The sequence below is a fragment of the Rhodococcus cercidiphylli genome (genome assembly GCF_033042225.1).
GTDB lineage: Bacteria > Actinomycetota > Actinomycetes > Mycobacteriales > Mycobacteriaceae > Rhodococcoides.
This window is the reverse complement of sequence record NZ_JAWLKE010000005.1, coordinates 328,743-352,287: the sequence shown is the minus strand read 5'-3', so window position 1 is coordinate 352,287 and position 23,545 is coordinate 328,743. Positions and strand designations below refer to the sequence as shown.

23 protein-coding genes are annotated in these 23,545 nt (G+C 65.8%); 19 read left to right on the top strand and 4 right to left on the bottom strand.

Annotated elements, in window-relative coordinates:
• Positions 1-2: 2 nt before the first annotated feature.
• Positions 3-1,121 carry an NADH:flavin oxidoreductase/NADH oxidase gene (locus tag R3P95_RS14870; RefSeq protein WP_317548658.1) on the bottom strand — a complete coding sequence of 373 codons (1,119 nt, stop codon included), beginning with the start codon at positions 1,119-1,121 and terminating at the stop codon, positions 3-5.
• A gap of 113 nt (positions 1,122-1,234) precedes the next feature.
• Here R3P95_RS14870 and R3P95_RS14865 point away from each other — a divergent pair, with 113 nt between their 5' ends.
• The 11 genes from R3P95_RS14865 to holA all read left to right on the top strand — a co-directional run bounded on the left by R3P95_RS14865 (position 1,235) and on the right by holA (position 11,901).
• The gene (locus tag R3P95_RS14865; protein WP_317548656.1) at positions 1,235-2,512 is read left to right on the top strand and encodes a glutamate-5-semialdehyde dehydrogenase; all 1,278 of its coding nucleotides are present in this window, start codon (positions 1,235-1,237) and stop codon (positions 2,510-2,512) included.
• A gap of 45 nt (positions 2,513-2,557) precedes the next feature.
• The gene (locus R3P95_RS14860; RefSeq protein WP_269593789.1) at positions 2,558-3,439 is read left to right on the top strand and encodes an AAA family ATPase; all 882 of its coding nucleotides are present in this window, start codon (positions 2,558-2,560) and stop codon (positions 3,437-3,439) included.
• A gap of 1 nt (position 3,440) precedes the next feature.
• Positions 3,441-4,856: a vWA domain-containing protein gene (locus tag R3P95_RS14855; RefSeq protein ID WP_149406222.1), complete on the top strand. Its 1,416-nt coding sequence runs from the start codon at positions 3,441-3,443 to the stop codon at positions 4,854-4,856.
• A 107-nt stretch (positions 4,857-4,963) separates the two neighbouring features.
• Positions 4,964-5,677: a nicotinate-nucleotide adenylyltransferase gene (nadD, locus tag R3P95_RS14850; protein ID WP_394855272.1), complete on the top strand. Its 714-nt coding sequence runs from the start codon at positions 4,964-4,966 to the stop codon at positions 5,675-5,677.
• Positions 5,674-6,063 carry a ribosome silencing factor gene (rsfS, locus tag R3P95_RS14845; RefSeq protein WP_032394567.1) on the top strand — a complete coding sequence of 130 codons (390 nt, stop codon included), beginning with the start codon at positions 5,674-5,676 and terminating at the stop codon, positions 6,061-6,063. Before nadD ends, rsfS begins: the two co-directional genes overlap by 4 nt.
• Positions 6,060-6,713, top strand: a complete 654-nt coding sequence (locus tag R3P95_RS14840; RefSeq protein ID WP_317548655.1) for a histidine phosphatase family protein — start codon at positions 6,060-6,062, stop codon at positions 6,711-6,713. The genes rsfS and R3P95_RS14840 overlap by 4 nt, the downstream gene beginning before the upstream one ends.
• Complete coding sequence (gene octT, locus R3P95_RS14835; protein WP_317548654.1) at positions 6,700-7,449, top strand: diglucosylglycerate octanoyltransferase; 750 nt, start codon at positions 6,700-6,702, stop codon at positions 7,447-7,449. Before R3P95_RS14840 ends, octT begins: the two co-directional genes overlap by 14 nt.
• Complete coding sequence (locus R3P95_RS14830; protein ID WP_094640205.1) at positions 7,446-8,294, top strand: DegV family protein; 849 nt, start codon at positions 7,446-7,448, stop codon at positions 8,292-8,294. Before octT ends, R3P95_RS14830 begins: the two co-directional genes overlap by 4 nt.
• A 108-nt stretch (positions 8,295-8,402) precedes the next feature.
• Positions 8,403-9,287, top strand: coding sequence for a ComEA family DNA-binding protein (locus tag R3P95_RS14825; protein WP_149406218.1), 885 nt, complete (start codon positions 8,403-8,405; stop codon positions 9,285-9,287).
• Positions 9,284-10,876, top strand: a complete 1,593-nt coding sequence (locus R3P95_RS14820; RefSeq protein ID WP_317548653.1) for a ComEC/Rec2 family competence protein — start codon at positions 9,284-9,286, stop codon at positions 10,874-10,876. The genes R3P95_RS14825 and R3P95_RS14820 overlap by 4 nt, the downstream gene beginning before the upstream one ends.
• 56 nt (positions 10,877-10,932) lie before the next feature.
• A complete protein-coding gene (gene holA, locus R3P95_RS14815; protein ID WP_149406216.1) occupies positions 10,933-11,901 on the top strand; it encodes a DNA polymerase III subunit delta in 969 nt (322 codons plus the stop codon).
• 81 nt (positions 11,902-11,982) lie between these two features.
• On the opposite strand, the gene rpsT is transcribed toward holA, so the two are convergent.
• Positions 11,983-12,243 carry a 30S ribosomal protein S20 gene (gene rpsT / locus R3P95_RS14810; RefSeq protein ID WP_027497522.1) on the bottom strand — a complete coding sequence of 87 codons (261 nt, stop codon included), beginning with the start codon at positions 12,241-12,243 and terminating at the stop codon, positions 11,983-11,985.
• A 355-nt stretch (positions 12,244-12,598) separates the two neighbouring features.
• Here rpsT and R3P95_RS14805 point away from each other — a divergent pair, with 355 nt between their 5' ends.
• Genes R3P95_RS14805 through R3P95_RS14795 form a run of 3 tightly spaced genes read left to right on the top strand, consistent with a single transcriptional unit; the run spans position 12,599 to position 15,972 of the window.
• Positions 12,599-14,158: a circularly permuted type 2 ATP-grasp protein gene (locus R3P95_RS14805; protein WP_255183248.1), complete on the top strand. Its 1,560-nt coding sequence runs from the start codon at positions 12,599-12,601 to the stop codon at positions 14,156-14,158.
• Positions 14,159-15,133: an alpha-E domain-containing protein gene (locus tag R3P95_RS14800; RefSeq protein ID WP_068052387.1), complete on the top strand. Its 975-nt coding sequence runs from the start codon at positions 14,159-14,161 to the stop codon at positions 15,131-15,133.
• A gap of 8 nt (positions 15,134-15,141) precedes the next feature.
• Positions 15,142-15,972 (top strand): transglutaminase family protein, encoded by an 831-nt coding sequence (locus R3P95_RS14795; RefSeq protein WP_094671346.1) that lies wholly within the window; start codon positions 15,142-15,144, stop codon positions 15,970-15,972.
• Positions 15,973-16,020: 48 nt separating this feature from the next.
• On the opposite strand, the gene R3P95_RS14790 is transcribed toward R3P95_RS14795, so the two are convergent.
• Entirely contained in the window at positions 16,021-16,590 is a 570-nt protein-coding gene (locus R3P95_RS14790) for a type II toxin-antitoxin system PemK/MazF family toxin (RefSeq protein WP_269593796.1), read from the bottom strand.
• Positions 16,591-16,740: 150 nt separating this feature from the next.
• On the opposite strand from R3P95_RS14790, the gene lepA reads away from it, so the two are divergent.
• Complete coding sequence (lepA, locus tag R3P95_RS14785; RefSeq protein ID WP_371829190.1) at positions 16,741-18,588, top strand: translation elongation factor 4; 1,848 nt, start codon at positions 16,741-16,743, stop codon at positions 18,586-18,588.
• Between the two features lie 126 nt (positions 18,589-18,714).
• On the top strand, positions 18,715-19,722 hold the full coding sequence (locus tag R3P95_RS14780) for a nitronate monooxygenase (protein ID WP_317548652.1): 1,008 nt from the start codon (positions 18,715-18,717) through the stop codon (positions 19,720-19,722).
• 10 nt (positions 19,723-19,732) lie between these two features.
• On the opposite strand, the gene R3P95_RS14775 is transcribed toward R3P95_RS14780, so the two are convergent.
• Entirely contained in the window at positions 19,733-21,724 is a 1,992-nt protein-coding gene (locus R3P95_RS14775; RefSeq protein ID WP_394855428.1) for a glycoside hydrolase family 15 protein, read from the bottom strand.
• Positions 21,725-21,871: 147 nt separating this feature from the next.
• On the opposite strand from R3P95_RS14775, the gene R3P95_RS14770 reads away from it, so the two are divergent.
• The 3 genes from R3P95_RS14770 to R3P95_RS14760 all read left to right on the top strand — a co-directional run bounded on the left by R3P95_RS14770 (position 21,872) and on the right by R3P95_RS14760 (position 23,539).
• On the top strand, positions 21,872-22,105 hold the full coding sequence (locus R3P95_RS14770; protein WP_317548650.1) for a hypothetical protein: 234 nt from the start codon (positions 21,872-21,874) through the stop codon (positions 22,103-22,105).
• 118 nt (positions 22,106-22,223) lie between these two features.
• Positions 22,224-22,313, top strand: coding sequence for an Ms4533A family Cys-rich leader peptide (locus tag R3P95_RS14765; RefSeq protein WP_310180897.1), 90 nt, complete (start codon positions 22,224-22,226; stop codon positions 22,311-22,313).
• A 203-nt stretch (positions 22,314-22,516) separates the two neighbouring features.
• Positions 22,517-23,539, top strand: coding sequence for a sulfate ABC transporter substrate-binding protein (locus R3P95_RS14760; protein ID WP_317548649.1), 1,023 nt, complete (start codon positions 22,517-22,519; stop codon positions 23,537-23,539).
• Positions 23,540-23,545 lie beyond the last annotated feature (6 nt).

The window sequence follows — 23,545 nt, the reverse complement described above, 5'->3', positions numbered from 1 at the left end:
GCTCAGTAGGCCCGCTCGTACTGCGGTGCCACGGCCGGGAGCATCTCGACGCCGAGTTCGCGGGCGGCGCGCCGCGGCCAGTACGGATCACGCAGCAGTTCGCGCGCCAGCAGGACAGCCGTTGCCTCTCCCAGCGAGACGATGTCCTCGGCCTGCTTGGGTTCGGTGATCATGCCGACCGCAGCGGCCGGCATCGTGGTCTCGTTCTGGATTCGCCGGGCGAACGGAACCTGGTAGCCGGGACCGACCGGAATCTTGGCGTGCACGTTGCCTCCGGTGGAGGTGTCGACCAGATCCACCCCGTGCTCGGTGAGTATCTGCGACAACGCGACGGTCTGATCCGACGTCCAACTCGGGGCCTCCAATTCGGCTGAATGCTCACTGTTCTCGGGCTCGTCGAGCCAGTCCGTCGCCGACAGGCGAACGAACAGCGGCAGCTCTTCCGGCCACACCTCACGCACGGCGTCGACGACCTCGATCAGCAGACGCGTGCGGCCCGCGAAATCTCCGCCGTACGAGTCGGTACGGGTGTTGCTGGCAGGAGAAAGGAACTGGTGCAGCAGGTATCCGTGCGCGCCGTGCACTTCGGCCACCTGGAATCCTGCTCGCAGCGCACGCTGGGCGGCGGTCCGGAAGTCGTCGACGATCTTCGCGATGTCCTCGGTCGTCGCCTCCCGCGGGCTCGCGTAGTCACCGAACGCAACCTCGCTGGGGCCGACGGTCTCCCAACTTCGGGGGTCCTCGGCCGGCAAGGACTTGCCACCCACCCAGGGAGCAGCGGTCGACGCCTTGCGCCCCGCGTGTGCCAGCTGAATGCCCGGGACGGTTCCGAAGGACGAGATCTCGGTGACGATTTTTGCCAATGCATCGGCCTGGGTGTCGTTCCAGATGCCCAGGTCCGACGGGCTGATGCGCCCCTCGGGGCTCACGGCGGCGGCTTCGGTGATGATCAGACCGGCACCGCCGATCGCCCGGCTCACCAGGTGGGTGCGGTGCCAGTCGCCCGCGACGCCGACGTTGTCACCCGCCTCGTCGGCCGAGTACTGGCACATCGGTGCCATCCACACCCGGTTCGGGAAGGTGACGTTGCGCAGGGTCAGGGGCTCGAACAGCACACTCACGAGGGGTTCCTCCGGTCTTCGGGCAGCGCCGACGGTCGGTCGACGATCTTCACGCTGTGCTGCAACGACGCGGCGATGCAGCTTCATTCCCGGCCCCTATTAGTGTGTAGTTCATGACAGCTTCCGTCTCGGCCGAACCGGTGACCAGCACTGCCGACGAGCGAGAGAACGTGCACGCCGCAGCACGCCGAGCGCGCTCCGCATCGCGGGCGCTCGCGCTGCTGACGACCGCAGAGAAGGACGCGGTGCTGCACGCCGCGGCAGATGCCGTCGTAGCTGCCTCGGAGTCGGTACTCGCCGCGAACGCAGTCGACATCGAGAACGCGCGAGCGGCCGGTACCGACGAGGGTCTGCTCGACCGGCTGCGGCTGACCGCGTCGCGCATCGACGGCATCGCGGCGGGACTGCGTCAGGTGGCCGGGTTGCCCGATCCGATCGGCGAGGTCATCCGCGGTTCGACGCTGCCCAACGGGCTGGAGATTCGTCAGCTGAGAGTTCCGCTCGGTGTGGTGGGGATGGTCTACGAGGCCCGGCCCAACGTCACCGTCGACGCGTTCGGCCTCGCGTTCAAATCCGGCAACGCTGTGCTGCTCCGCGGTTCGTCGTCGGCGGCGCAGTCCAATGCGGCGTTGGTCGAGGCACTGCAGGGAGCGTTGCGCGGTCACGGTCTGCCCGAGGCCGCGGTGCAACTTCTGGGAAGTGCCGATCGTGCCACGGTCACGCACCTCATTCAGGCTCGCGGTTTGGTCGACGTGGTGATTCCGCGTGGTGGAGCCGGTCTGATCGCTGCGGTCGTGCGCGATGCGACGGTTCCGACCATCGAGACCGGCGTCGGAAACTGCCACGTGTACATCCATGCCTCTGCCGATCCGGAGACCGCCGAGAAGATCGTGCTCAACGCCAAGACCCGCAGAGTCAGTGTCTGCAACGCCGCCGAGACCGTGTTGGTCGATGCCGCGATCGCCGAGACCATGGTTCCGCGCTTGCTCCAGGCCTTCCAGATGCACAGCGTCACGGTGCACGGGGATCTGCCCGGGCTCGTGCCTGCGCACGACGAGGACTGGTCGCAGGAGTACCTCTCACTCGACATCGCGCTGAAGGTGGTGGGCGGTATCGACGAGGCGATCGACCACATCGACCGATACGGCACCGGCCACACCGAGGCGATCGTCGCTGCCGACATCGGTGCCGCGCGCGAGTTCACCCAGCGGGTCGACGCGGCGGCAGTGATGGTCAACGCCTCCACGGCGTTCACCGACGGCGAGCAGTTCGGCTTCGGGGCCGAGATCGGCATCTCGACGCAGAAGCTGCACGCGCGTGGACCCATGGGATTGCCCGAATTGACCTCGACCAAGTGGACCGTGTGGGGTGACGGACACGTCCGAGACTGACAATCCTCGAAGTACCGGCCAGACCCGATCATCAGGAGCTGTGACATGGATCGTGCCCTACCGACGACACCCCCGCTGTTCGCCAGCGTGGACGACGTCCAGAGGCGCCTGGCCGAGACGGGCTATCTGGCCGACAAGGCCACTGCCACCTCGGTGTTTCTCGCCGATCGCCTCGGCAAACCGCTGCTGATCGAAGGTCCGGCGGGAGTCGGCAAGACCGAGCTGGCCCGTGCCGTCGCGCAGACGACCGGGGCCGAACTGGTGCGGCTGCAGTGCTACGAGGGTGTCGACGAGGCTCGCGCGCTGTACGAGTGGAACCACGCCAAGCAGATTCTGCGCATCCAGTCCGGTACCGCTGCCGACTGGGACTCGACCAAGCTGGACGTGTTCTCCGAGGAGTTCCTGCTTGCGCGCCCGCTTCTGCAAGCCATTCGCCGGACCGATCCCACGGTTCTGCTCATCGACGAGACCGACAAGGCCGACGTCGAGATCGAAGGACTGCTGCTCGAGGTACTGAGCGACTTCGCGATCACCATTCCCGAACTCGGCACGATCGTGGCCGAGCGGACGCCGTTCGTGGTGCTCACCTCGAACGCCACCCGTGAACTGTCCGAGGCCCTCAAGCGTCGGTGCCTGTTCCTGCACCTGGACTTTCCGGACGCCGACCTCGAGCGTCGGATTCTGGCCAGCAGGGTTCCCGACCTACCCGAGGCGATCGCCGAGCAGATGATCAAGACCGTGCGGGTACTGCGCGCGATGCAGCTCAAGAAGTTGCCCTCGGTGGCCGAGACCATCGACTGGGGACGCACTCTGTTGGCGCTCGGTATGGATACCCTCGACGACGAAGCGGTTCGCTCCACACTCGGTGTGGTGCTCAAGCATCAGTCGGACCAGGTTCGTGCGGCAGCCGAACTCCGGCTCAACTGACATGCAGGCCCCACACGGAATTCCCGGTCACCTCGTCGGTTTCGTCGACGCACTGCGTCGGCGTGGAATTTCGGTCGGGCCGTCGGAGACGGTCGATGCCGGACGCGTCCTGTCGGTTCTCGATCTGCTCGATCGGGAGGCCGTGCGCGAGGGTCTGGCCTGTGCACTGCTGCGCCGTCCGACGCACCGCGGAGTGTTCGACGCCCTGTTCGACCTGTGGTTTCCGGTGGCATCGGGTACCAGGGACTCGGGGCAGATCGATACCGCCCTGCCCCGCACCGATGCCGGCGACGTCGACATCGATGCTCTCCGCGAGCTGTTGGTCGATCTGCTCTCGGACGATTCGGCCGAGGCCGCCGAGTTGACCCAGATGCTGGCGGCGCAGATGGTCGAGGAACTCGGACAGTACAAGTCCTCGAACGGGCCGTCGTTCTCGGCATATCAGGCGCTGCGCGACGTAGCGCCCGAAACGTTGCTGCGCAAGATTCTCGACGGATTGCTCGGGCGCAGCGACGACGCACCTGATCGCCCCACCGACGACTACGAGTCCGAGGTTGCCAAACGCACTGCAGCGCAACGCATCGCAGACCTCCGCAAGATGATCGAGAGCGAGACGAGGCGTCGGTCGGCAGAAAAGCTGGGCCGTGAGCGAGTGGCGAGCTACGGGGTGCCCAAGCTCGCGGAGGAAGTCGATTTCCTGCGGGCCTCGGACACGGAGATGGCGGCGCTGCGACGCAACGTCACCCCTCTCGCCCGGTTGTTGGCATCGCGACTTGCGGTGCGGCGCAGCCGAAGCAGGCACGGCTCGATCGATCTGCGGCGGACGCTGCGCAAGTCGATGTCCACCGGCGGTATTCCGATCGACCTGGTCGAGCGCAAGCCGCGGCGAGCGCGCCCCGAACTGGTTGTGCTGTGCGATGTCTCGGGCTCGGTGGCAGGATTCAGTAATTTCACGCTGCTGTTGGTGCATGCGCTGCGAGAGCAGTTCTCGCGCGTGCGCATCTTCGCGTTCATCGACTCCACCGACGAGGTGACGCGATTCTTCGATTCCGGTTCCGACCTCGGAGCGGCGATGAGTCGCATCGTTCGCGAGTCCGATCTGGTGACGTACGACGGCCACTCGGACTACGGCCATGCACTGACGACGTTCGACGAGAAGTACGCGCACGCGGTCACCAGTCGCAGCTCGGTGCTGATTCTCGGGGACGCCCGCACCAACTACCGCGAGCCGAAGCTGCCGGCGTTGGCGCACATCGTGTCGGTGGCCAAACATGCGTACTGGCTCAATCCCGAACCGAAATCGCAGTGGGGTTCCGGTGATTCGGCTGCCAAGGTGTATTCCGACGTGATCGCGATGCACGAGTGCCGATCGGCTCAGCAGCTCGCCACCGTTGTCTCGCGTTTGCTGCCGGTGTGAGGCGTGTGACGGCCGGCGGTACCCCGGCCGTAGAATCGGCGGTTGTGCAGCGCGAATCCGACCCCGGCGACGACACCGGTAGGCAGTCCGTCCGCCGTTTGGGCGTGATGGGCGGCACCTTCGACCCGATTCACCACGGGCACCTCGTCGCGGCCAGCGAAGTGGCGAACAAGTTCCGTCTGGACGAGGTCATCTTCGTCCCCACCGGAAACCCGTGGCAGAAGGAAGGCAAGACGGTCAGCCCGGCAGAGGATCGCTACCTGATGACGGTCATCGCGACCGCGTCCAATCCGCGTTTCTCGGTCAGTCGGGTGGACGTCGACCGGGAGAAGTCGACCTACACCGTCGACACCCTGCGCGATCTGCGGACGCAGCATCCCAACGCCGAGCTGTACTTCATCACCGGGGCGGATGCGCTCGAGTCGATCCTCACGTGGCAGAACTGGGAGGAGTTGTTCGAGCTCGCCAAGTTCGTCGGTGTCTCGCGTCCCGGGTTCGAGCTGGGCGTCGAACATCTCGCCAACCACCTTCGGTCGTTGCCCGCGGACACTCTCACATTGATGGAAATCCCTGCACTCGCGATATCGTCGACGGACTGTCGACTCCGCGCCGGTGAGAATCGGCCGGTCTGGTACCTGGTACCGGACGGCGTCGTGCAATACATCTCGAAGAGGAATCTCTACAGACCACGAGGCGCTCAGCGTCTCGACGGATCCGTCACCATGTCGGAACCAGCGCCCCAGAAGAAGCAACCGGCAGGGTCGGTCACCAGCGCAATGACCGCGAACCCGAGCCATACGAGTGGGAGTACACCGAAGTGACTGCAACAGCCGAAGCCGCCGAGATGGCGCGTATCGCCGCGCTCGCAGCCGACGACAAACTGGCCGGCGACGTGGTGATTCTCGACGTCTCCGATCAGCTCTACATCACCGATTGCTTCGTCATCGCCTCGGCACCGAACGAGCGTCAGGTCAACGCGATCGTGGAGAACATCGAGGATCAGCTGCGTGAGGCCGGACACAAGCCGGTCCGTCGCGAGGGCACCAGGGAAGGCCGTTGGGCACTGCTGGACTACTCCGACATCGTCGTGCACGTCCAGCACAACGAAGAGCGCAACTTCTACGCGCTCGAGCGGTTGTGGAAGGACTGCCCGACCATCGAGGTTCCCGGTCTCGGGCAGCATCCGGCTCCGGAATCGGAGCAATGATCAGACGGCTCATCCTGCTTCGGCACGGTCAGACGGAATACAACGCCACCGACCGCATGCAGGGTCAGCTCGACACCGATCTGTCCGAGCTCGGCCGCAGCCAGGCGAAGACGGCCGCCGCCGAGCTCGCGACGCGTGAGCCGATCAAGATCGTCTCCTCGGACCTGCGGCGAGCTCTCGACACCGCGAACGCGCTCGGAGAAGCAGCCGGGGTGGCGGTCTCGGTGGACGAGCGTCTGCGCGAAACCCACCTCGGTCAGTGGCAGGGACTCACCCACACCGAGGTCGACGACATCGCCCCCGGTGCGCGACCGGCCTGGCGCGCCGACGCCACCGTCGCCCCGCCCGGTGGGGAGAGCCGCATCGACGTCGCGCGACGCAGCGTGCCGCTGGTTCGTGAACTCGCAGCAGGCGTGCCCGAGTGGGGTGCCGACGGCAACGAGAGACCGCTCGTCCTCGTCGCGCACGGAGGTCTGATCGCGGCACTGACCGCCGCGCTGCTCGATCTGCCGTCCGATCGCTGGCCGGTGCTGGGTGGCCTCGCGAACACCAGCTGGGTGCAACTCGGTGCGCACGGGCCCGGGGAGAACCCGTCCTGGCGACTGGACGTGTGGAACGCCTCGGCGCGAGTGGCCAGTGACGTCCTCTGACACGGCGGCGCAGCCCGCGCTGCTCGTGCTCGCGGACTCGCTGAGCTACTACGGACCCGAGGGCGGACTGCCCGTCGACGATCCGCGGCTCTGGCCCAATCTCGTTGCAGCGGAACTCGGTTGGACGGTCGAGTTGGTTGCGCGCATCGGCTGGACGAGTCGGGACGCGTGGTGGGCTCTGACCCAGGATCCGCGGGTGTGGGCAGCTATTCCCCGTGCCGGTGCTGTCGTACTCGGAATCGGCGGCATGGATTCACTCCCGTCGCCGTTGCCAACTGCGCTCCGGGAACAGATCAGATACGTCCGACCGCCTGCCCTTCGGCGCGTGGTTCGCGCGGGATACCAAGCGGTGCAACCTGTTCTGTCGCATCTCGGTTGGCCCGTGGCGCTGCCGCCGCGGCTCAGCGTCGAGTATCTGGAACAGACCCGCGCGGCACTGGCGTACGTGCGCCCCGAACTTCCGGTCATCGGTACCTATCCGTCGGTGCACCGCTGCGATGCCTACGGCAAGGTGCACTCGGGTCGCGAACCCGCCGTACGCGCACTGCGCGCATGGAGCGTGGACAAGAACGTCCCCATGGTCGACCTCGCCGACGCCGTCCGACCGAACATCGAGTCCGAGAACGCGAACCCCGACGGCATCCACTGGGGATGGGACGCACATGTCGCGGTCGCCGAGGCGATGCTGGAGGTGCTGCGACCCGTCGCCGCCGGATCGGTGACCGGATCGCCATGACCGTCGCCGTCGTCACCGACTCCTCGTCCTGTCTGCCGGCCACACTCGCCGCCGAACGCGGTATTGCGTTGGTGCCACTGCACGTGCTGGTCGACGGAATCGACCATCGCGAAGGCGTAGACGACATTCCCGAGCAGTCCACCTCGGGCAAGCCCGTGACCACAGCGGGGGCTTCCCCGGGCGAGCTGACCGAGATCTATGCCGCGGCTCTCGAACGCAGTCGAGGTGCCGGTGTGGTGGCCCTGCACATATCCCGGGGACTGTCGAGCACGTGGGAGGCAGCACGCCAGGCCGCAGATCACGTGGGCTCGGCCGTCCGAGTCGTCGATTCCGCCTCGGCCGGCATGGGACTGGGCTTCGCGGTGCTCGCTGCGGCCGCGACGGCCGCCGGGGGAGCAGAACTGGACGAGGTGTACCGCGACGCCGTCGCCGCGTCGACGACCTCGCGATGCTTCATCGTCGTCGATCGACTCGACCACCTGCGACGTGGAGGCAGAATCGGTGCCGCCGCGGCGTTGCTCGGCACTGCGCTGGCCATGAAGCCGGTACTGCACATCAGCGACGGCAAACTCGTGTTGAAGGAGAAGGCGCGCACCTCGTCCAAGGCTTTGAACAAGCTGGTCGACGCAGCCGTCGCTGCCGCGACCGAGGTCGGTGACGAATCGGGGGTTGCGCTCGCGGTGCACCACATGCAGTGCCCGGAGCGAGCCGAGGACGTAGCCGCGATGCTGGCCTCCCGAATTCCGCACTCGACCAGCATCGACGTCTACCCCTTCGGTGCCGTTCTCGGCGCTCACGTCGGCCCCGGCGCGGTCGGTGTCGTCGTGGCTCCGGGACGCCGATAACCGGGCCCAGCCCTCGGTTCATCCACAGCCTCCGGGTTGTACACAGGGCAATCGGCGACCTGTAATCACCGGGGAGTGAACCGATCGCGGGCACTAGCGTCCTCGAGCATGGGCGGCAACGACGATCGGGCACACACGGTGGCGCGATTGAACTCCGTGCGCAGACAACACGATTCCGACCGCGATCGCGTCGTGCCCGAGGAGCCGGGACCTGACGCCGGATCCACCGACCCGGATTGGCTGCTGCCGCAAGCGGAACGATCAGGCACCCCGTGGTCGGCCTTGCTGCCGTCGCGATGGCGATCCGCCCGCGTCGACCCCGGGAAACCGGGGGCAGTGGCGATGGCGGCGGCCGGGGTGTTCGTCGTGCTGGTGGCGGGATTCGCGGTGCTTCGAGACGCACCGACTCCGGCACCTGCGCCGCCGCTCGCCGTGGTCGCGACCGGCACGGCTGATGCCGACGACACGGTGGATGCCGACGACGTGGTCGATCCGGTGCCCAGCGCCGACGCCGAACTCGTGGTGAGCGTCGTCGGGCTCGTGACGAGCCCCGGATTGGTTCGGGTGCAACCGGGTTCGCGAGTCGCCGACGCGCTGGCTGCGGCAGGCGGCGCAGTGGAGGGCGCCGACCTGCTGGCGCTGAACATGGCCGCGCGAGTCGCCGACGGTGATCAGATCGTCGTCGGAGCAGTGCCGCCGGACGCCCCTCCACCGGTCAGCAGTACCACTTCCGGGATCGGCACATCGGCAGACGGCAGCAGCGGCGCACCGGTCGGTGGCGGAGGTTCCACACCCGATGGGAGGGTGGACCTCAACGCCGCGACCGTCGCAGAACTGGACGCGTTGCCCGGGGTCGGGCCGGTCACCGCGACCTCGATCGTCGGTTGGCGAGAGACCAACGGCCGCTTCGCAACCGTGGATCAACTGTCCGAGGTGGACGGGATCGGGCCCGGCCGACTGGCGAAGATCCGAGACCTGGTGCACGTCGGATGACCACCGAGGCCGCCACGACCGGTGCCGAGCAGACCGAGGATCGTCAGCCCTTCGATGTGCGACTGGTCCCGGCCGCTGCGGTGTGCTGGTCGATCACCGCGATCGGAATTCTCGGAGGCCCGGGTGCTGCTCTCGCTGCTACCGCGTCTGCGGTTGCGGTGGTGCTGCTCATCGCAGTATCCCTGCACCGGTTGTCGATTCGGCGCGCCTTGCCTGGTTCGAGTCGGTCCGGTGCGGCCGCGGTGATCGTGCTGGCGCTGTGCTTCGGGGGAGCGATCTGGCTTCAGATGCACTCGTTGGCCGAACATCCCGTCGCAGCGGCCGCGGAGAACCGAGCGTGGATCACCGCGTCGGTGCTGTTGGAGGAGGACCCACGCCGATTGTCGTCCGCCGGACCGTCGACGGTGATGGTGAAGGCCGAGATGACGCGCGTCGATGTGAGCGGCAAGGCACTGCACGTCGGTGGTCGGGTGTCGATCATCGCCCCGGAGTCGAGTTGGTCGGCACTGCTGCCGGGTCAGGAGGTCACCGTGCGGGGCCGGCTCGGTGCGCCGATCAGACCGGACATGAGTGTGGCCGTCATCCGCACTTCGGGTCCGCCCGTCACCGTGACCGAGCCCGGGGCGATCTCCGCTACCGCCGGCACGTTCCGGTCGAATCTGGCAGCGGTAGCGCAGAATTCGATGCCACCGGATCGTGCAGGTCTGCTACCCGGGCTCGTGGTCGGAGACGTCTCGCGGCTGGACGAGACGGTGGCCGAGAACTTCCGGGCGGCAGGCCTGACGCACTTGACGGCTGTGTCCGGAGCAAATTTTTCCATCGTGATCGGCGCGGTTCTGTTGGTGTTGCGAGGTATCGGAATCGGGCCCCGCGCGACGGTTGCGGTGGCGTTCGTCGTGCTCGTTGCGTTCGTGATCGTGGCCAGGCCGTCGCCGAGTGTGTTGCGTGCCGCAATCATGGGGTCGATCGGCCTGCTCGCCCTCGTCACCGGCAGACGGCGGCAGGCGGTACCGGCGCTGTGCGGAGCGGTGTTGGGTTTGCTCGCGTGGTGGCCGAGGTTGGCGGTGGATGTCGGATTCGTGCTGTCGGTGTTCGCCACCGCAGGGCTCGTGCTCGTCGCTCCGATCTGGGTCGACTGGCTTAGAGCGCGCGGCTGGCCCAGAGCGGCAGCGGAGGTGGTGGCCGTGGCCGCGGCGGCGCACGCGGTGACGGCACCGGTGGTTGCGGCCATGGCCGGAACGTTCAGCGTGGTGGGAGTGGCGGCGAATGTGTTGGTTGCACCTGTCGTCGCTCCGATCACGGTGGTGGGGATCGTCACGGCAGTGATCGCTGCCGTCAGCGGCTCGCTGGCGGAACTGGTCGCGCAGCTGGCGTCCGCACCGCTGTGGTGGTTGATCACGGTGGCGGAGAGGGCCGCGTCGGTGCCGGGCGCGGGCATCGTCGTCCCCGACGGCGTCGGAGGCGCAGCACTCGCGGCGTTCTCGACGGTCGCGCTGCTGACGGCGTTGCGTTTCACCGTGTTTCGTTGGCTGGCCGCGGCGGTGGCGATAGCGGCACTCGCGATGTGGACGGCACACGTTCTGTGGTGACCGCTCGGACGAAGCGGATGCCGAGTGTGTCGGCCGCGCATGGCACGATCATGGTCGTGACTTCGAGTGTGGCTCCTCTGCATCTGGTTCTCGGCGACGAGGAACTTCTGATGGATCGCGCGGTAGCCGCGATCGTGGCTCAGGTGCGTGCGAGTGCTGCGATACCGGGGGAGGACCTGCCGGTCACGCGGTTGCGCACCGGCGATGCCAGCGCCCCGGAGCTCGCCGAACTGCTCAGTCCCTCACTGTTCGCCGAGGACCGTGTTCTCGTGCTCGAGGCCGCCGCCGAGGCAGGCAAGGACGCCGCAGCGCTGGTGCTCGACGCGGCTACCGATCCGCCCGAGGGTGCTGTGGTGGTGGTCATGCACTCCGGCGGCGGCCGGGCCAAGGCGATGGTCGGAGCGCTGCAGAAATGCGGCGCACAGGTGCACGAGTGCGCCAAGCTCACCAAGCCCGCCGAACGCATCGACTTCGTGCGCGGAGAGTTCCGTACCGCCGACATCCGGGTGAGCGGCGACGTGATCGAGGCGGTCGTCGAGTCCGTCGGCAACGAACTTCGCGAATTGGCTTCGGCCTGTTCGCAGTTGGTCTCCGATACCGGGGGCAAGGTCGACCTCGCCGCGGTGCGTCGGTACTACTCCGGCAAGGCCGAGGTCTCCGGATTCGACGTCGCGGACAAAGCGGTGATCGGAGACCGAGCCGGCGCTCTCGAGGCTCTGCGCTGGGCGATGCACCGGGGCGTGGCGCACGTGCTGCTCGCCGACGCGTTGGCCGATGCCGTCCGCACCATTGCGCTGGTGGGTTCGGCGGGCCGCGGCGACCCGTTCCGAATGGCAGGGGAGCTCGGAATGCCGCCGTGGAAGATCAAGAAGGCGCAGGGCCAGGCGCGCGGCTGGAACGGCCGATCCATAGCCCAGGCGCTGCGCGTGGTGGCGCAGCTCAATGCAGACGTCAAAGGTCAAGCAGCGGACGCGGACTACGCGGTGGAGAAAGCAGTGGCCGAGGTCGCATCACTGGGTAGGTAGCGTCGGCAGAGTGCAGAGAGCACGAAAAAGCCCGCTGCATCCTGATCGGATGCGGCGGGCTCGATCGAGCTCAGTGATGGATCAGAGCTTGTTGACTGCGAGAGCCAGTGCCGACTTCTTGTTGGCGGCCTGGTTCTTGTGGATGACGCCCTTGCTGGCGGCCTTGTCGAGCTTGCGGCCTGCATCGAGAAGAATCTCGGAAGCCTTGTCCTTGTCGCCCGCAGCCTGTGCCTCGCGGAACGAGCGGATGACGGTACGAAGCGAGGACTTCACCGACTGGTTGCGCAGGCGTGCACGCTCGTTGGTGAGAATCCGCTTCTTCTGGGACTTGATATTGGCCACGCGTAAAATCCTTGTCGTCTTCGTCGGTATTCCGGTCAGGGCGATCCATGCTGGAATGCCCGAAGTCTGCTGCTGAGCGTTGGAGCCCTGCGCCGAAGATCGAGAATACCAGTACCGCTGGGCAGAACCCAATTCGGACTCTCCTCGAACACCGTTTCAAGAAATTAACGCTTCCACCGCGCCTAACTCCTGTCTCTGTAGCAACATGGCCAGAATGAGTCCGCGATCGGCAACGCATGCCGCCACCAAGGCCAAAGCGACCAGAACCAAGACAGCGGATCGCGTCGAACCCGAGCTCGACGGGGTGTTCGGGGGATACTCCGACGTCGGCAAGTACAGTCTCGCCTTCGACGAGATGTTCGACGCGGACGGGCGCACCCGAACTCCGTACAAGGGCATCCATACTGCACTCGCCCCGGCGAACGCAGTGGACCTGGACGCGAGATCCGACGCGCTGGGACGCGCCTTCATCGACCAGGGCATCACGTTCTCCCTGTCGGGCCAGGAACGCCCGTTCCCGCTCGACCAGGTTCCCCGCGTCATCGCCGCAGGTGAATGGTCACGACTCGAGCGCGGCATCAAGCAGCGCGTCAAAGCCCTCGAGATGTTCCTGGCCGACATCTACGGCGACCAGGAAATCCTGCGCGACGGCGTCGTACCGAAGCGGCTGGTGACCTCCTGCGAGCACTTCCACCGCGAAGCGGTCGGCATCACACCGCCCAACGGTGTGCGCATCCACGTCGCCGGCATCGACCTGGTTCGTGACGCCCAGGGCACCTTCCGAGTGCTCGAGGACAACTTGCGGTCTCCGTCTGGCGTGTCCTACGTCATGGAGAACCGGCGCACGATGGCCCGGGTGTTCCCCGACCTGTTCGCCAGCCATCGCGTCCGCGCCGTCGGCGATTACGCCTCGCACCTGCTGCGAGCACTGCGCGCATCGGCCGCCCTCAACGAGGCCGATCCGACCGTGGTGGTTCTCACTCCCGGCGTGGCCAACTCGGCGTACTTCGAGCACTCGCTGCTCGCACGACTGATGGGCGTCGAGCTCGTCGAGGGACGTGACCTGTTCTGCCGAGACAACATCGTCTACATGCGCACCACCGAGGGCGAACGTCAGGTCGACGTCATCTACCGGCGTATCGACGACGACTACCTCGACCCCATGCAGTTCCGGCCCGACTCGGTGCTGGGAGTGGCAGGTCTGGTCAACGCCGCCCGCGCAGGCAACGTCGTCATCTCGAGTGCCGTCGGAAACGGCGTCGGCGACGACAAGCTCGTCTACACCTATGTTCCGACGATCATCGATTACTACATGGGCGAGAAGCCGTTGCTGGCCAACGTCGACACGTTCCGGTGCTGGCTCGACGACGAGTGCGAGGAAGTCCTCGACCGCATCGACGAACTGGTCATCAAGCCGGTGGAAGGTTCGGGCGGCTACGGCATCGTCTTCGGACCCGACGCCTCGCCGAAGGAACTCGCCACCATCAGCAAGAAGGTTCGCGCAGATCCGCGCGGTTGGATCGCCCAACCCGTCGTGCAGCTCTCGACGGTGCCGACCAAGATCGGTGACCGATTGGTACCCCGCCACGTCGACCTGCGGCCGTTCGCCGTCAACGACGGCGACGACGTCTGGGTGTTGCCGGGCGGCCTGACCCGGGTCGCGCTGCCGGAGGGATCCCTGGTGGTCAACTCCAGCCAGGGCGGTGGCAGCAAGGACACTTGGGTGCTCGCCACCCGAACCTCTCAGGAGGAGCAGGAACTGGCCGGCGAGGAGATCGTCAGCGTTCCGCCGGAGTCACCGATGGCCGAACAGGGCCCGGAGCTGACGATGGACCAGCAGATGAATCAGCAGCAACAGCAACAGCAGCAACAACAGCAGGCAACGAACTCGGACTCGAACGGCGGTGGACAGTAAATGCTCGCGCGCAACGCAGAGTCGCTCTACTGGATCGGACGGTACGTGGAGAGAGCGGACGACACTGCCCGCATTCTCGACGTCACCGTCCACCAGCTACTCGAAGACGCCACGGTCGATCCCGACCACACTTCGCGCGTGTTGTTGCGAGTACTCGGGTTCAAGCACGAGCCCGATGTCTCGCTCGACGTGTGGTCGCTGACCGAGGTCGTCGCCTTCAGCCGCGACGGATTGGGTTCGATCGTGGACTCGCTGTCGAGTGCCCGTGAGAACGCCCGTGGTGCGCGTGAAGTGACGTCCAGTGAGATGTGGGAATGCTTGAACACCACGTACAACGGGCTCAACGAGCGCATCAAGGCGTCCAAGCGCACCGGCCCGGCCGAGTTCTTCAGCTACATCGAGGAGCGCGCCGCGATGTTCGCCGGTCTCGCGGACTCCACCCTCAGTCACGACGACGGCTATCGCTTCCTCCTGCTCGGTCGCTCGGTCGAGCGCATCGACATGATCGTGCGGTTGTTGCTCTCGCGAGCCGGTGACCGGCCGTCGTCGCCGGCGTGGGTCACCGTGCTTCGCTCCGCCGGTGCACACGACACCTACCTGCGCACCTACCGCGGCGCGCTCGACGCGCAGCGAGTTCTCGAATTCATGTTGTTGGACAGGCTCTTTCCGCGATCGGTGTTCTACGCACTCAACGAGGCAGAACGTTCGCTCGATCAGCTCGACCATCAGCCCAACAGTCGAGTCGGTGCGCGCGCCGAGGCTCAGCGCCTACTCGGTCGCGCTCGTAGCGAACTCGAATTCCTCCGTCCCGGTGAAATTCTCGACGATCTGCAGGAGCGCTTGCTCTCGCTGCAGGAAACCTGCCGTGAACTCGGTGACGCGATCTCCAAGCAGTATTTCCACGCCGCTCCGTGGGTTGCGTGGACCGATGCCGGCTCCGGAACATTCGAAGATCAATTGGAAGGTGAACTGTGAGCTGGCGTATGCGTGTCGTGCACACCACGGGCTATCAGTACGACGCACCGGTGACGTCGTCGTACAACGAGGCTCGGTTGACGCCGCGAAGTGACAATCGGCAGAACGTGATTCTGAACCGAGTCGAGACCAACCCGGTGACGCGTTCCTACCGCTACACCGACTACTGGGGCACAGCGGTGACGGCGTTCGATCTGCACGCACCGCACACCGAGCTAGAGGTCACCGGATCGTCGGTGGTCGAGACCGATCCCTTCGTCTACCCGGACGAGAACGCCTCCTGGGAGGAACTCGCGAGCGAGCCGGTCATCGACCGCTTCAACGAGGTCCTCGACAACACCGAATACGTGCCGAAGAACAGGCAACTCGCGTCGGTGGCGAAGAAGCTGTCGAAGGGCCTACCGCCACAGGAATCGGTGGTGGAGATCTCCAACTGGGTCAACCAGGAGATGTCCTACGTGCCGGGAACCACCGGCGTGCACACCTCGGCCGTGGAAGCGTGGTCGGAGAAGAAGGGCGTCTGCCAGGACTACGCCCACCTGACGCTGCTGATGCTGCGCAGCATCGGCATCCCCAGCCGGTACGTCTCGGGTTACCTGCATCCCAAGAAACAGGCCGCGATCGGTGCGACGGTGGAGGGTCAGAGCCACGCGTGGATCGAGGCCTGGACCGGTGCGTGGTGGGGTTACGACCCGACCAACGCCATCGCCGTCAACGAGCAGCACGTGTCGGTCGGACTCGGCCGCGACTACGCCGACGTGCCGCCGCTCAAGGGCATCTTCTCCGGCGGCGGTTCGACGGCTCTCGACGTGGTCGTGGAGATCACCCGGTTGGCGTGAGCCTGGTACGCGTTGTGCGCCCGTTCATGGGCGCACAACGCGCACCCATCAGTTCCAGCCGAAGTCGCGGCGCAATCTCTGTGCGACGGAATCGAATTGGGGCTTACTCAGAATCGCACCCTCGCGTCGGATGCCGTCCTCGGGCACGTCGAGCACTCGATCCAGACGAATCCAGCTCGGTCGGCCTTCGGCGTCCCACGGACCGGACCCGATCGACTGCCAGTCACGGTCTCCGTCGCGGCTGCTCTGACTCGACAACATCAGGCCGAGCAGATCGTTGCCCTCGCGGCCGATGACCAAGACCGGGCGGTCCTTGCCCTGGCTGGCGTCCTCCTCGTAGGTGACCCAGGTCCAGACGATTTCGCCGGGGTCGGCCTTGCCGTCCAGGTCGGGGGAGTACTCGATGGTGCGGGCGCGTTGCGCCGTGGGCCTTGTCTGCGACGCCACCGGTCGCCCCGGACGAGGAGTCGGAGCAGACGTGCGTGTGGCCGTCCCGCTGATCGCGTCCTTGCCCTTCTGCAGGGCTCCGGACTTCTGTAATTGACGCAGCAGTCGGGGACCCTCGCGCATCGCGATCTTGCTCAGTTCCTTGCCGAATCTGCTCCAGTTGCCAGCCATGCGGCGAGTGTAGCGATGCAGACTCTGCTGCTCATCGCCCGAACCGCGGCGACGAGAACACCCGAGTCGGACAGCCGGGGACGGCGCACCGTTCTCGGCGTGGGACGATAGGGAAACCCGTTCGCTCATTTCGAACACGCCAGCCGAAGGATACGAGTGCCCAGCTTCGCCGACACGACGTTCACCGATCCGTCCAGGATCAGGAACTTCTGCATCATCGCCCACATCGACCACGGCAAGTCGACGCTGGCCGACCGGATGTTGCAGCTCACGGGCGTCGTCGACGACCGGTCGATGCGCGCTCAGTACCTGGACCGGATGGATATCGAGCGCGAGCGCGGAATCACCATCAAGGCGCAGAACGTCCGGCTCCCGTGGGTCGTCGACGGCGAGGAATTCGTGCTGCACCTCATCGACACGCCCGGCCACGTCGACTTCACCTACGAGGTATCGCGTGCGCTCGAGGCCTGCGAAGGGGCAGTGCTGCTCGTCGACGCCGCGCAGGGCATCGAGGCGCAGACGCTCGCGAACCTGTACCTCGCTCTCGACAAAGAGCTCACCATCATCCCGGTGCTGAACAAGATCGACCTGCCCGCCGCCGACCCGGATCGCTACGCCGCCGAGATCGCCCACATCATCGGGTGCGAGGCCGACGACGTACTCCGCGTGTCCGGCAAGACCGGTGTGGGCGTCGAGGAACTTCTCAACGAGGTCGTCAAGCTGGTTCCGGCCCCGGTCGGCAACCCGGACGGGCCTGCCCGCGCGATGATCTTCGACTCGGTCTACGACACCTACCGCGGCGTCGTCACCTACGTTCGCGTCGTCGACGGTGCGCTGAATCCGCGCGAGAAGGTCACGATGATGTCGACCGGCTCGACGCACGAGCTGCTCGAGGTCGGGATCGTCTCACCCGATCCGAAGGCGACCAAGGGCCTGGGCGTCGGCGAAGTGGGGTACCTCATCACCGGTGTGAAGGACGTCCGTCAGTCGAAGGTCGGCGATACCGTCACCACCTTCCGCAAGGGTGCGACCGAGCCGCTCACCGGCTACCGCGAGCCCCGTCCGATGGTGTACTCGGGCCTCTATCCGCTCGACGGTTCGGATTACCCCGACCTGCGTGACGCTCTCGAGAAGCTGCAGCTCAACGACGCGGCACTGACGTACGAGCCGGAGACGTCGGTGGCTCTCGGCTTCGGTTTCCGCTGTGGCTTCCTCGGTCTGCTGCACATGGAGATCACCCGCGAGCGGCTCGAGCGAGAGTTCAACCTGGACCTGATCTCGACGTCGCCGAACGTGGTCTACCGCGTCGAGATGGAAGACGGTGCCGAGCACATCGTCACCAATCCGTCGTACTGGCCCGAGGGCAAAGCGCGCGAAGTGTTCGAGCCGATGGTCAAGTGCACCATCATCTCGCCGAGCGAGTTCATCGGTTCCATCATGGAACTGTGCCAGGGACGACGCGGAGAACTCGGGGGCATGGACTATCTGTCCGAGACCCGCGTCGAGCTGCGGTACACCATTCCCATGGCCGAGATCATCTTCGACTTCTTCGACATCCTGAAGTCCCGAACACGCGGATACGCCAGCCTCGATTACGAGGAGATCGGCGAGCAGGCCGGTGCGCTGGTCAAGGTCGACATCCTGCTGCAGGGTGAGGCCGTCGACGCGTTCTCGGCGATCGTGCACAAGGACAACGCCGCGGCCTACGGCAACAAGATGACGACCAAGCTCAAGGAATTGATTCCGCGCCAGCAGTTCGAGGTGCCGATCCAGGCCGCCATCGGATCTCGCATCATCGCCCGCGAGAACATCCGCGCGATCCGCAAGGACGTGCTGGCCAAGTGCTACGGCGGCGACATCAGCCGTAAGCGCAAGCTGCTCGAGAAGCAGAAAGAGGGCAAGAAGCGGATGAAGACGATCGGCCGTGTCGAGGTGCCACAGGAAGCCTTCGTTGCCGCACTGTCCTCGGAATCCTCGTCGGACAAGCCGAAGAAGTAACCTCACACCCTTTCTGTCGACTGCACGCCCCCGCTCGCATCGGAGCAGGGGCGCGCAGTTGTCAGTAGGGGCGCGCGATCCCCACCACCTCCAGTCGCACATGGCGGGCGAGTACATTTCGAACCTGTGACGACGCCGATTCTGAAGCAGCTGCGTGTTCCCGTTGTCGGTGCGCCGATGGCAGGTGGCCCGAGTACTCCCGAACTCGCCCGTGCGGTGTCGGAGGCAGGTGGGCTCGGCATGATCGCCGGTGCGCTGTTGACGCCCGAAGCCTTTGCGGCGCAGATCGATTCGGTGCGCGGACTGCTGTTCGGTGTCAATCTCTTTCTGCCGGAGGAGCCATCGGGTGCGGATGTGGCGTCCTATGCCGAGCACCTGACGTCCTGGTTCGAGCGTTTCGACGCGGAGCCGGGAGAGTTGGTGCGCCGGGACGACTTCTACGCCGAGAAGTTCGCCTGGCTGCTGGCACACCCGGTACCGCTGGTGTCGAGTACGTTCGCGACGTTCGACGCGGACGAGGTCGCCCAGTTGCACGCCGTGGGGACCGAGGTGTGGGCTACCGTCGCCACCGCGTCGGACGCATCGGAGGCCACCGCCAACGGTGTGGACGCGCTCGTGGTGCAGGGGCCCGAAGCGGGCGGGCATCGGGGTACCTTCGACGGCTCGGCCCCCGACGAGCCGCTCACCGAACTGCTGACCGCGGTGCGGGAGATATCCGATCTACCGCGAATCGCCGCGGGCGGACTGATGGATGGCAACGACATTGCGCCACTGCTCGATTCGGGTCTTGTGCATGCGGCTCAGCTCGGTACGGCGTTGTTGAACACACCCGAGTCCGGCACCAAACCCGTACATCGCGAGCAACTGACGCTTGCTCCCGACACTGCGGTGACCAGGGCATTCTCCGGCCGCCCCGCGCGGGGGCTGGTGAACGAATTCATGCGCGAGAACTCCGAAGCGGCACCGCTGGCCTATCCCGATCTGCACTACCTGACCGCGCCGATGCGAGCCAAGGCCGCGGCGGCAGGCGATCCGTCGGGACTGTCGATGTGGGCCGGCACCGGTTTTCGCCGTGCGCAGGCGAAGCCCGCGGCCGAGCTGATCGCCGAATGGGCGAGGCAACTCGGCCGCTGAGCCCTTCCGCTCAGGGGTTGGAGTGGGCGGGCTGGAAGTGCCCTGCCACCTGAGCTTCTTCGGCGCGGATGACGTGCACCACCGCATTGATCAGTGCGAGGTGGGTGAACGCCTGCGGGAAGTTGCCGAGATGACGGCCGGTGCGGTGGTCGATCTCCTCCGCGTAGAGCTTGAGGGGGCTCGCGTACCCCAGCAGACGCTCGCAGAGGTGCTTGGCGCGAGGGAGCTCGCCGATCTCGACGAGCGCGGATACGAGCCAGAAGGAGCAGATCGTGAACGTACCCTCCTCGCCCGCCAGGCCGTCGTCGGTGGTGTCGGTTCGATAGCGCAGGACCAGGCCGTCCTCGGTCAACTCGTCGGCGATGGCGAGCACCGTTGCCCGGATGCGTTCGTCCTCGGCGGGCAGGAATCGAAGCAGCGGTGCCAGCAGCAGTGACGCATCCAGCGACGGGTCACCGTAGCGCTGAGTGAGGACACCCCGAGAATCGGTGCCGTTCTCGAGAATGTCCGCCTTGATCTCGTCGGCGATCTCGTTCCACTTGGCCGAATACTCCGTCTCGCCGTGGATGTCGGCGAGCTTGGCACCTCGGTCGAGCGCAACCCAGCACATGAGCTTCGAGGAGGTGAAGTGCTGCGGTTCACCACGCACCTCCCAGATGCCGCGGTCGGGCTTGCGCCAGTTGGCGATCGCCTCCTCCACCTGTCGCTTGAGCAGGGGCCACAGGAATTCGGGGACGTGCTCGCGCGACTTGACGTGCAGATACACCGAGTCGAGCATCGTGCCCCAGATGTCGTGCTGCTCTTGGTCGTAGGCTCCGTTGCCGATACGTACCGGACGTGCGCCGTCGTATCCGGACAGGTGCGGCAGCTCGCTCTCGTCGAGAGTCTTCTCGCCGCCGATGCCGTACATGACCTGGAGCGGATTGACCTCGCCGTTCGCCGTTGTCGCCACATCGGACATGAACGCGAAGAAGTCGTTGGCCTCACGGTCGAGTCCGAGTGTGTAGAGGCCCCACAGTGCGAACGTCGAGTCACGCACCCACGTGTAGCGGTAGTCCCAATTCCGTTCTCCACCCGGCGTTTCCGGAAGCGAGGTGGTCGACGCCGCGAGCAGTGCGCCGGTGGGGGCGTAGGTCAGTCCCTTGAGCGTGAGGGCACTGCGCTGCAGGTAACCCCGCCACGGGTGATCGGGGAACCGGCCGATCGTGATCCACTGCCGCCAGCATTCGGACGTGCGCCACATCTTGTCCGCGGCCTCCTCGAACGTCTGCGGCGCAGGCAGATCCGACCACGACAGAGCGACGAACACGTTGTCGCCCTCCGTCATTCGAGTGCGGGCGCGGGCTTCACGTCCTTCGATGCCGATGCGGAGATTGGTGGTCAGCTTCAACGTGGGCTGATCGCCGCCCGCACTGGCTTCGCAGGTGGCGGTGGTCTCCTCGTACACCTTGCCGGTGTACTCCCACTTCGCCGGCGCGCGGTGGTAGTCGAAGGCAGGCTCGCAGCTCATCTCGAGTTCGACTGTGCCGCTGACGCACTTGATGGTGCGCAGCAGGATGTGTTCGGCGTCCCAGTCGCTCGGTGCGCGCTTGTGGGTGCGAGAGCGCTGATCGGTGTTGTGCCACGGTCCCATGACGAGCGCGTCGCGGACGATGAGCCAACCGGTCTCGGTCTGCCACGTCGTCTCGACGATCAGGCCACCGGGCAGGTACCGCCGTGCCGCGGGCACCGACTGACCGTACGGCCCGACCCGGAAATGGCCTGCACTGCGATCGAGAACCGCGCCGAAGATGCTGGGGGAGTCCGGCCGAGGCACGCACATCCACTCGACCGATCCGTTTCGAGCGATCAAGCAGGTCGTCTCGCAGTCCGAAAGGAACGCATAGTCGTCGATCGGCGGAAAGGCGCTCCGGTAGGACGTCAGGGTGGACACCGGTGCGTCGGTGCTGCCCAACGCTCCCTGGACCTCGACGCCGCCCAACCCTGGATGCCCCGACCCCATGGCGGGCTCGTCGGCCACCGGGGGCACTGGCGAAAGATCTTCGTATGCCGTCATGGCGTAATCATCGACCGATAGATGGCATGCGTCCACTGCTGGTCGTCGATCGGCGTGGCGTGAGAGCGGAACGAGCTGGTTTAAGCTGCGAGGGTGGAATCGATCGCACGCTGGTGGGACGGCGTCGAACTGTGGGTGACGGGTTTGCCGTTCGTGCCACAGTCGGTAGTCGTGCTGCTGGTCATCGTGCCTACCGCGTTCCTGCTGGCACGAGTGTTCGATCGTGTGCTCGCGGTGGTTCTGCACCTGCTCGGGCGTGATGCACGGGCGGCTCGCGATGCGGAGCCGACGGGTGCGGCCACCACTACGACGAAGGATGGACAGTAATGCCACGGTCTCGGGTCACGTTGGCGCTCATCGCGCTGCTGGTGCTGGTTGTCATCGCCTGGTTGCTCACTCGATAGCCGATTAGAGTCGGTCCGGAACCTCTGCTAGATTTCTGACCGTGTCTTCTGCCGCCGAGTACCGCGTCCGCCATCAGTTGGCGTTGATCGCTGTCGGCATGCTGGCAGTCGCCGATATCGACTGTTGTTGATTCTTTCCTTCGTCGAATCGGTTCCGTCGATCCGTTGCCCACGCGCGTACTTCTCGCGGTCGGGCGGTTCACGACGTACTTTCTGCCGCCCTCGGTGATCTCGCGATGACTCGCGGCCACGGTGGTGCACCGGTTCGACTTCGGGAATGTCGACCATGCCCAGTTCGTACTCATTGCACACTGTCACGAAAGGCCTTTTCTCGATGAGGCACAGCTCTCGCTACCTGCTGACCACGTTCGCAGCTGTGGGAACCCTTCTGCTCACCGCATGCAACGGCGGATCCAGTGACGTCGTCGGCGGCGAGCCGGACACCGCGAGCGGCCCCGCACTGACCCTCGTGGGCTACGCCGTCCCCAAGAATGGTTGGGACGCAATCGGTCCCGCCTTCGCCGCAACCGAGGACGGTGACGGAACGGCGATCAACGCGGACTACGGCGCATCGGGCAACCAGTCACGCAAGGTGGCCGACGGCGCACCCGCCGATATCGTCAACTTCTCGGTCGAACCCGACATCACCCGTCTGGTGCAGGCAGGCAAGGTCGACGAGGACTGGAACCAGAATGCCTACGCCGGAGTGCCGTTCGGCTCCGTGGTGACCATCGTCGTGCGCGAGGGCAACCCCAAGAACATCCGTACCTGGGACGATCTGATCAAGCCCGACGTTCAGGTCATCAGCCCCAGCCCGCTCAGCTCGGGCTCGGCCAAGTGGAACCTGCTCGCTCCCTATGCGGCGAAGAGCAACGGCGGCCAGGACAAGCAGGCCGGTCTCGACTTCGTTCGCACACTCGTCGCCGATCACTTCCCGGTTCAGCCCGAATCCGGCCGCGCCGCAACCGAAGCCTTCCTGCAGGGCCAGGGTGATGCGTTGCTGAGCTACGAGAACGAAGCACTCCTGATCGAGGAACAGGGACAGAACGTGGAGCACGTCGACGTTCCCGTGACATTCCGCATCGACAATCCCGTGGCAGTGATCAACGACAGCGCCAATCTCGATCGCGCCAATGCGCTGAACGATTTCGTCTACACCGACGAGGGCCAGAAGATCTGGGCGGAGGCCGGTTTCCGCCCGACGAACCCGGACATAGCCTCGGAGTACTCGGACAAGTTCTTCACCCCCGAAAAGCTGTACACCATCGATGATCTCGGTGGCTGGACGCAGGTGGACGCGGACCTGTTCGGCGACAACGGCGCAATTGCCACGATCTATCAGGAAAGTACTCGGTAGAGATCG

Coding starts and splice junctions, on each gene's coding strand:
- R3P95_RS14865 (WP_317548656.1), top strand. CDS start 1,235: ATGACAGCTTCCGTCTCGGCCGAACCGGTGACCAGCACTGCCGACGAG.
- R3P95_RS14860 (WP_269593789.1), top strand. CDS start 2,558: ATGGATCGTGCCCTACCGACGACACCCCCGCTGTTCGCCAGCGTGGAC.
- R3P95_RS14855 (WP_149406222.1), top strand. CDS start 3,441: ATGCAGGCCCCACACGGAATTCCCGGTCACCTCGTCGGTTTCGTCGAC.
- nadD (WP_394855272.1), top strand. CDS start 4,964: ATGGGCGGCACCTTCGACCCGATTCACCACGGGCACCTCGTCGCGGCC.
- R3P95_RS14840 (WP_317548655.1), top strand. CDS start 6,060: ATGATCAGACGGCTCATCCTGCTTCGGCACGGTCAGACGGAATACAAC.
- R3P95_RS14830 (WP_094640205.1), top strand. CDS start 7,446: ATGACCGTCGCCGTCGTCACCGACTCCTCGTCCTGTCTGCCGGCCACA.
- R3P95_RS14825 (WP_149406218.1), top strand. CDS start 8,403: ATGGGCGGCAACGACGATCGGGCACACACGGTGGCGCGATTGAACTCC.
- R3P95_RS14820 (WP_317548653.1), top strand. CDS start 9,284: ATGACCACCGAGGCCGCCACGACCGGTGCCGAGCAGACCGAGGATCGT.
- R3P95_RS14805 (WP_255183248.1), top strand. CDS start 12,599: ATGTTCGACGCGGACGGGCGCACCCGAACTCCGTACAAGGGCATCCAT.
- R3P95_RS14800 (WP_068052387.1), top strand. CDS start 14,159: ATGCTCGCGCGCAACGCAGAGTCGCTCTACTGGATCGGACGGTACGTG.
- R3P95_RS14795 (WP_094671346.1), top strand. CDS start 15,142: ATGCGTGTCGTGCACACCACGGGCTATCAGTACGACGCACCGGTGACG.
- R3P95_RS14790 (WP_269593796.1), bottom strand. CDS start 16,590: ATGGCTGGCAACTGGAGCAGATTCGGCAAGGAACTGAGCAAGATCGCG.
- R3P95_RS14775 (WP_394855428.1), bottom strand. CDS start 21,724: ATGGGGTCGGGGCATCCAGGGTTGGGCGGCGTCGAGGTCCAGGGAGCG.
- R3P95_RS14760 (WP_317548649.1), top strand. CDS start 22,517: ATGAGGCACAGCTCTCGCTACCTGCTGACCACGTTCGCAGCTGTGGGA.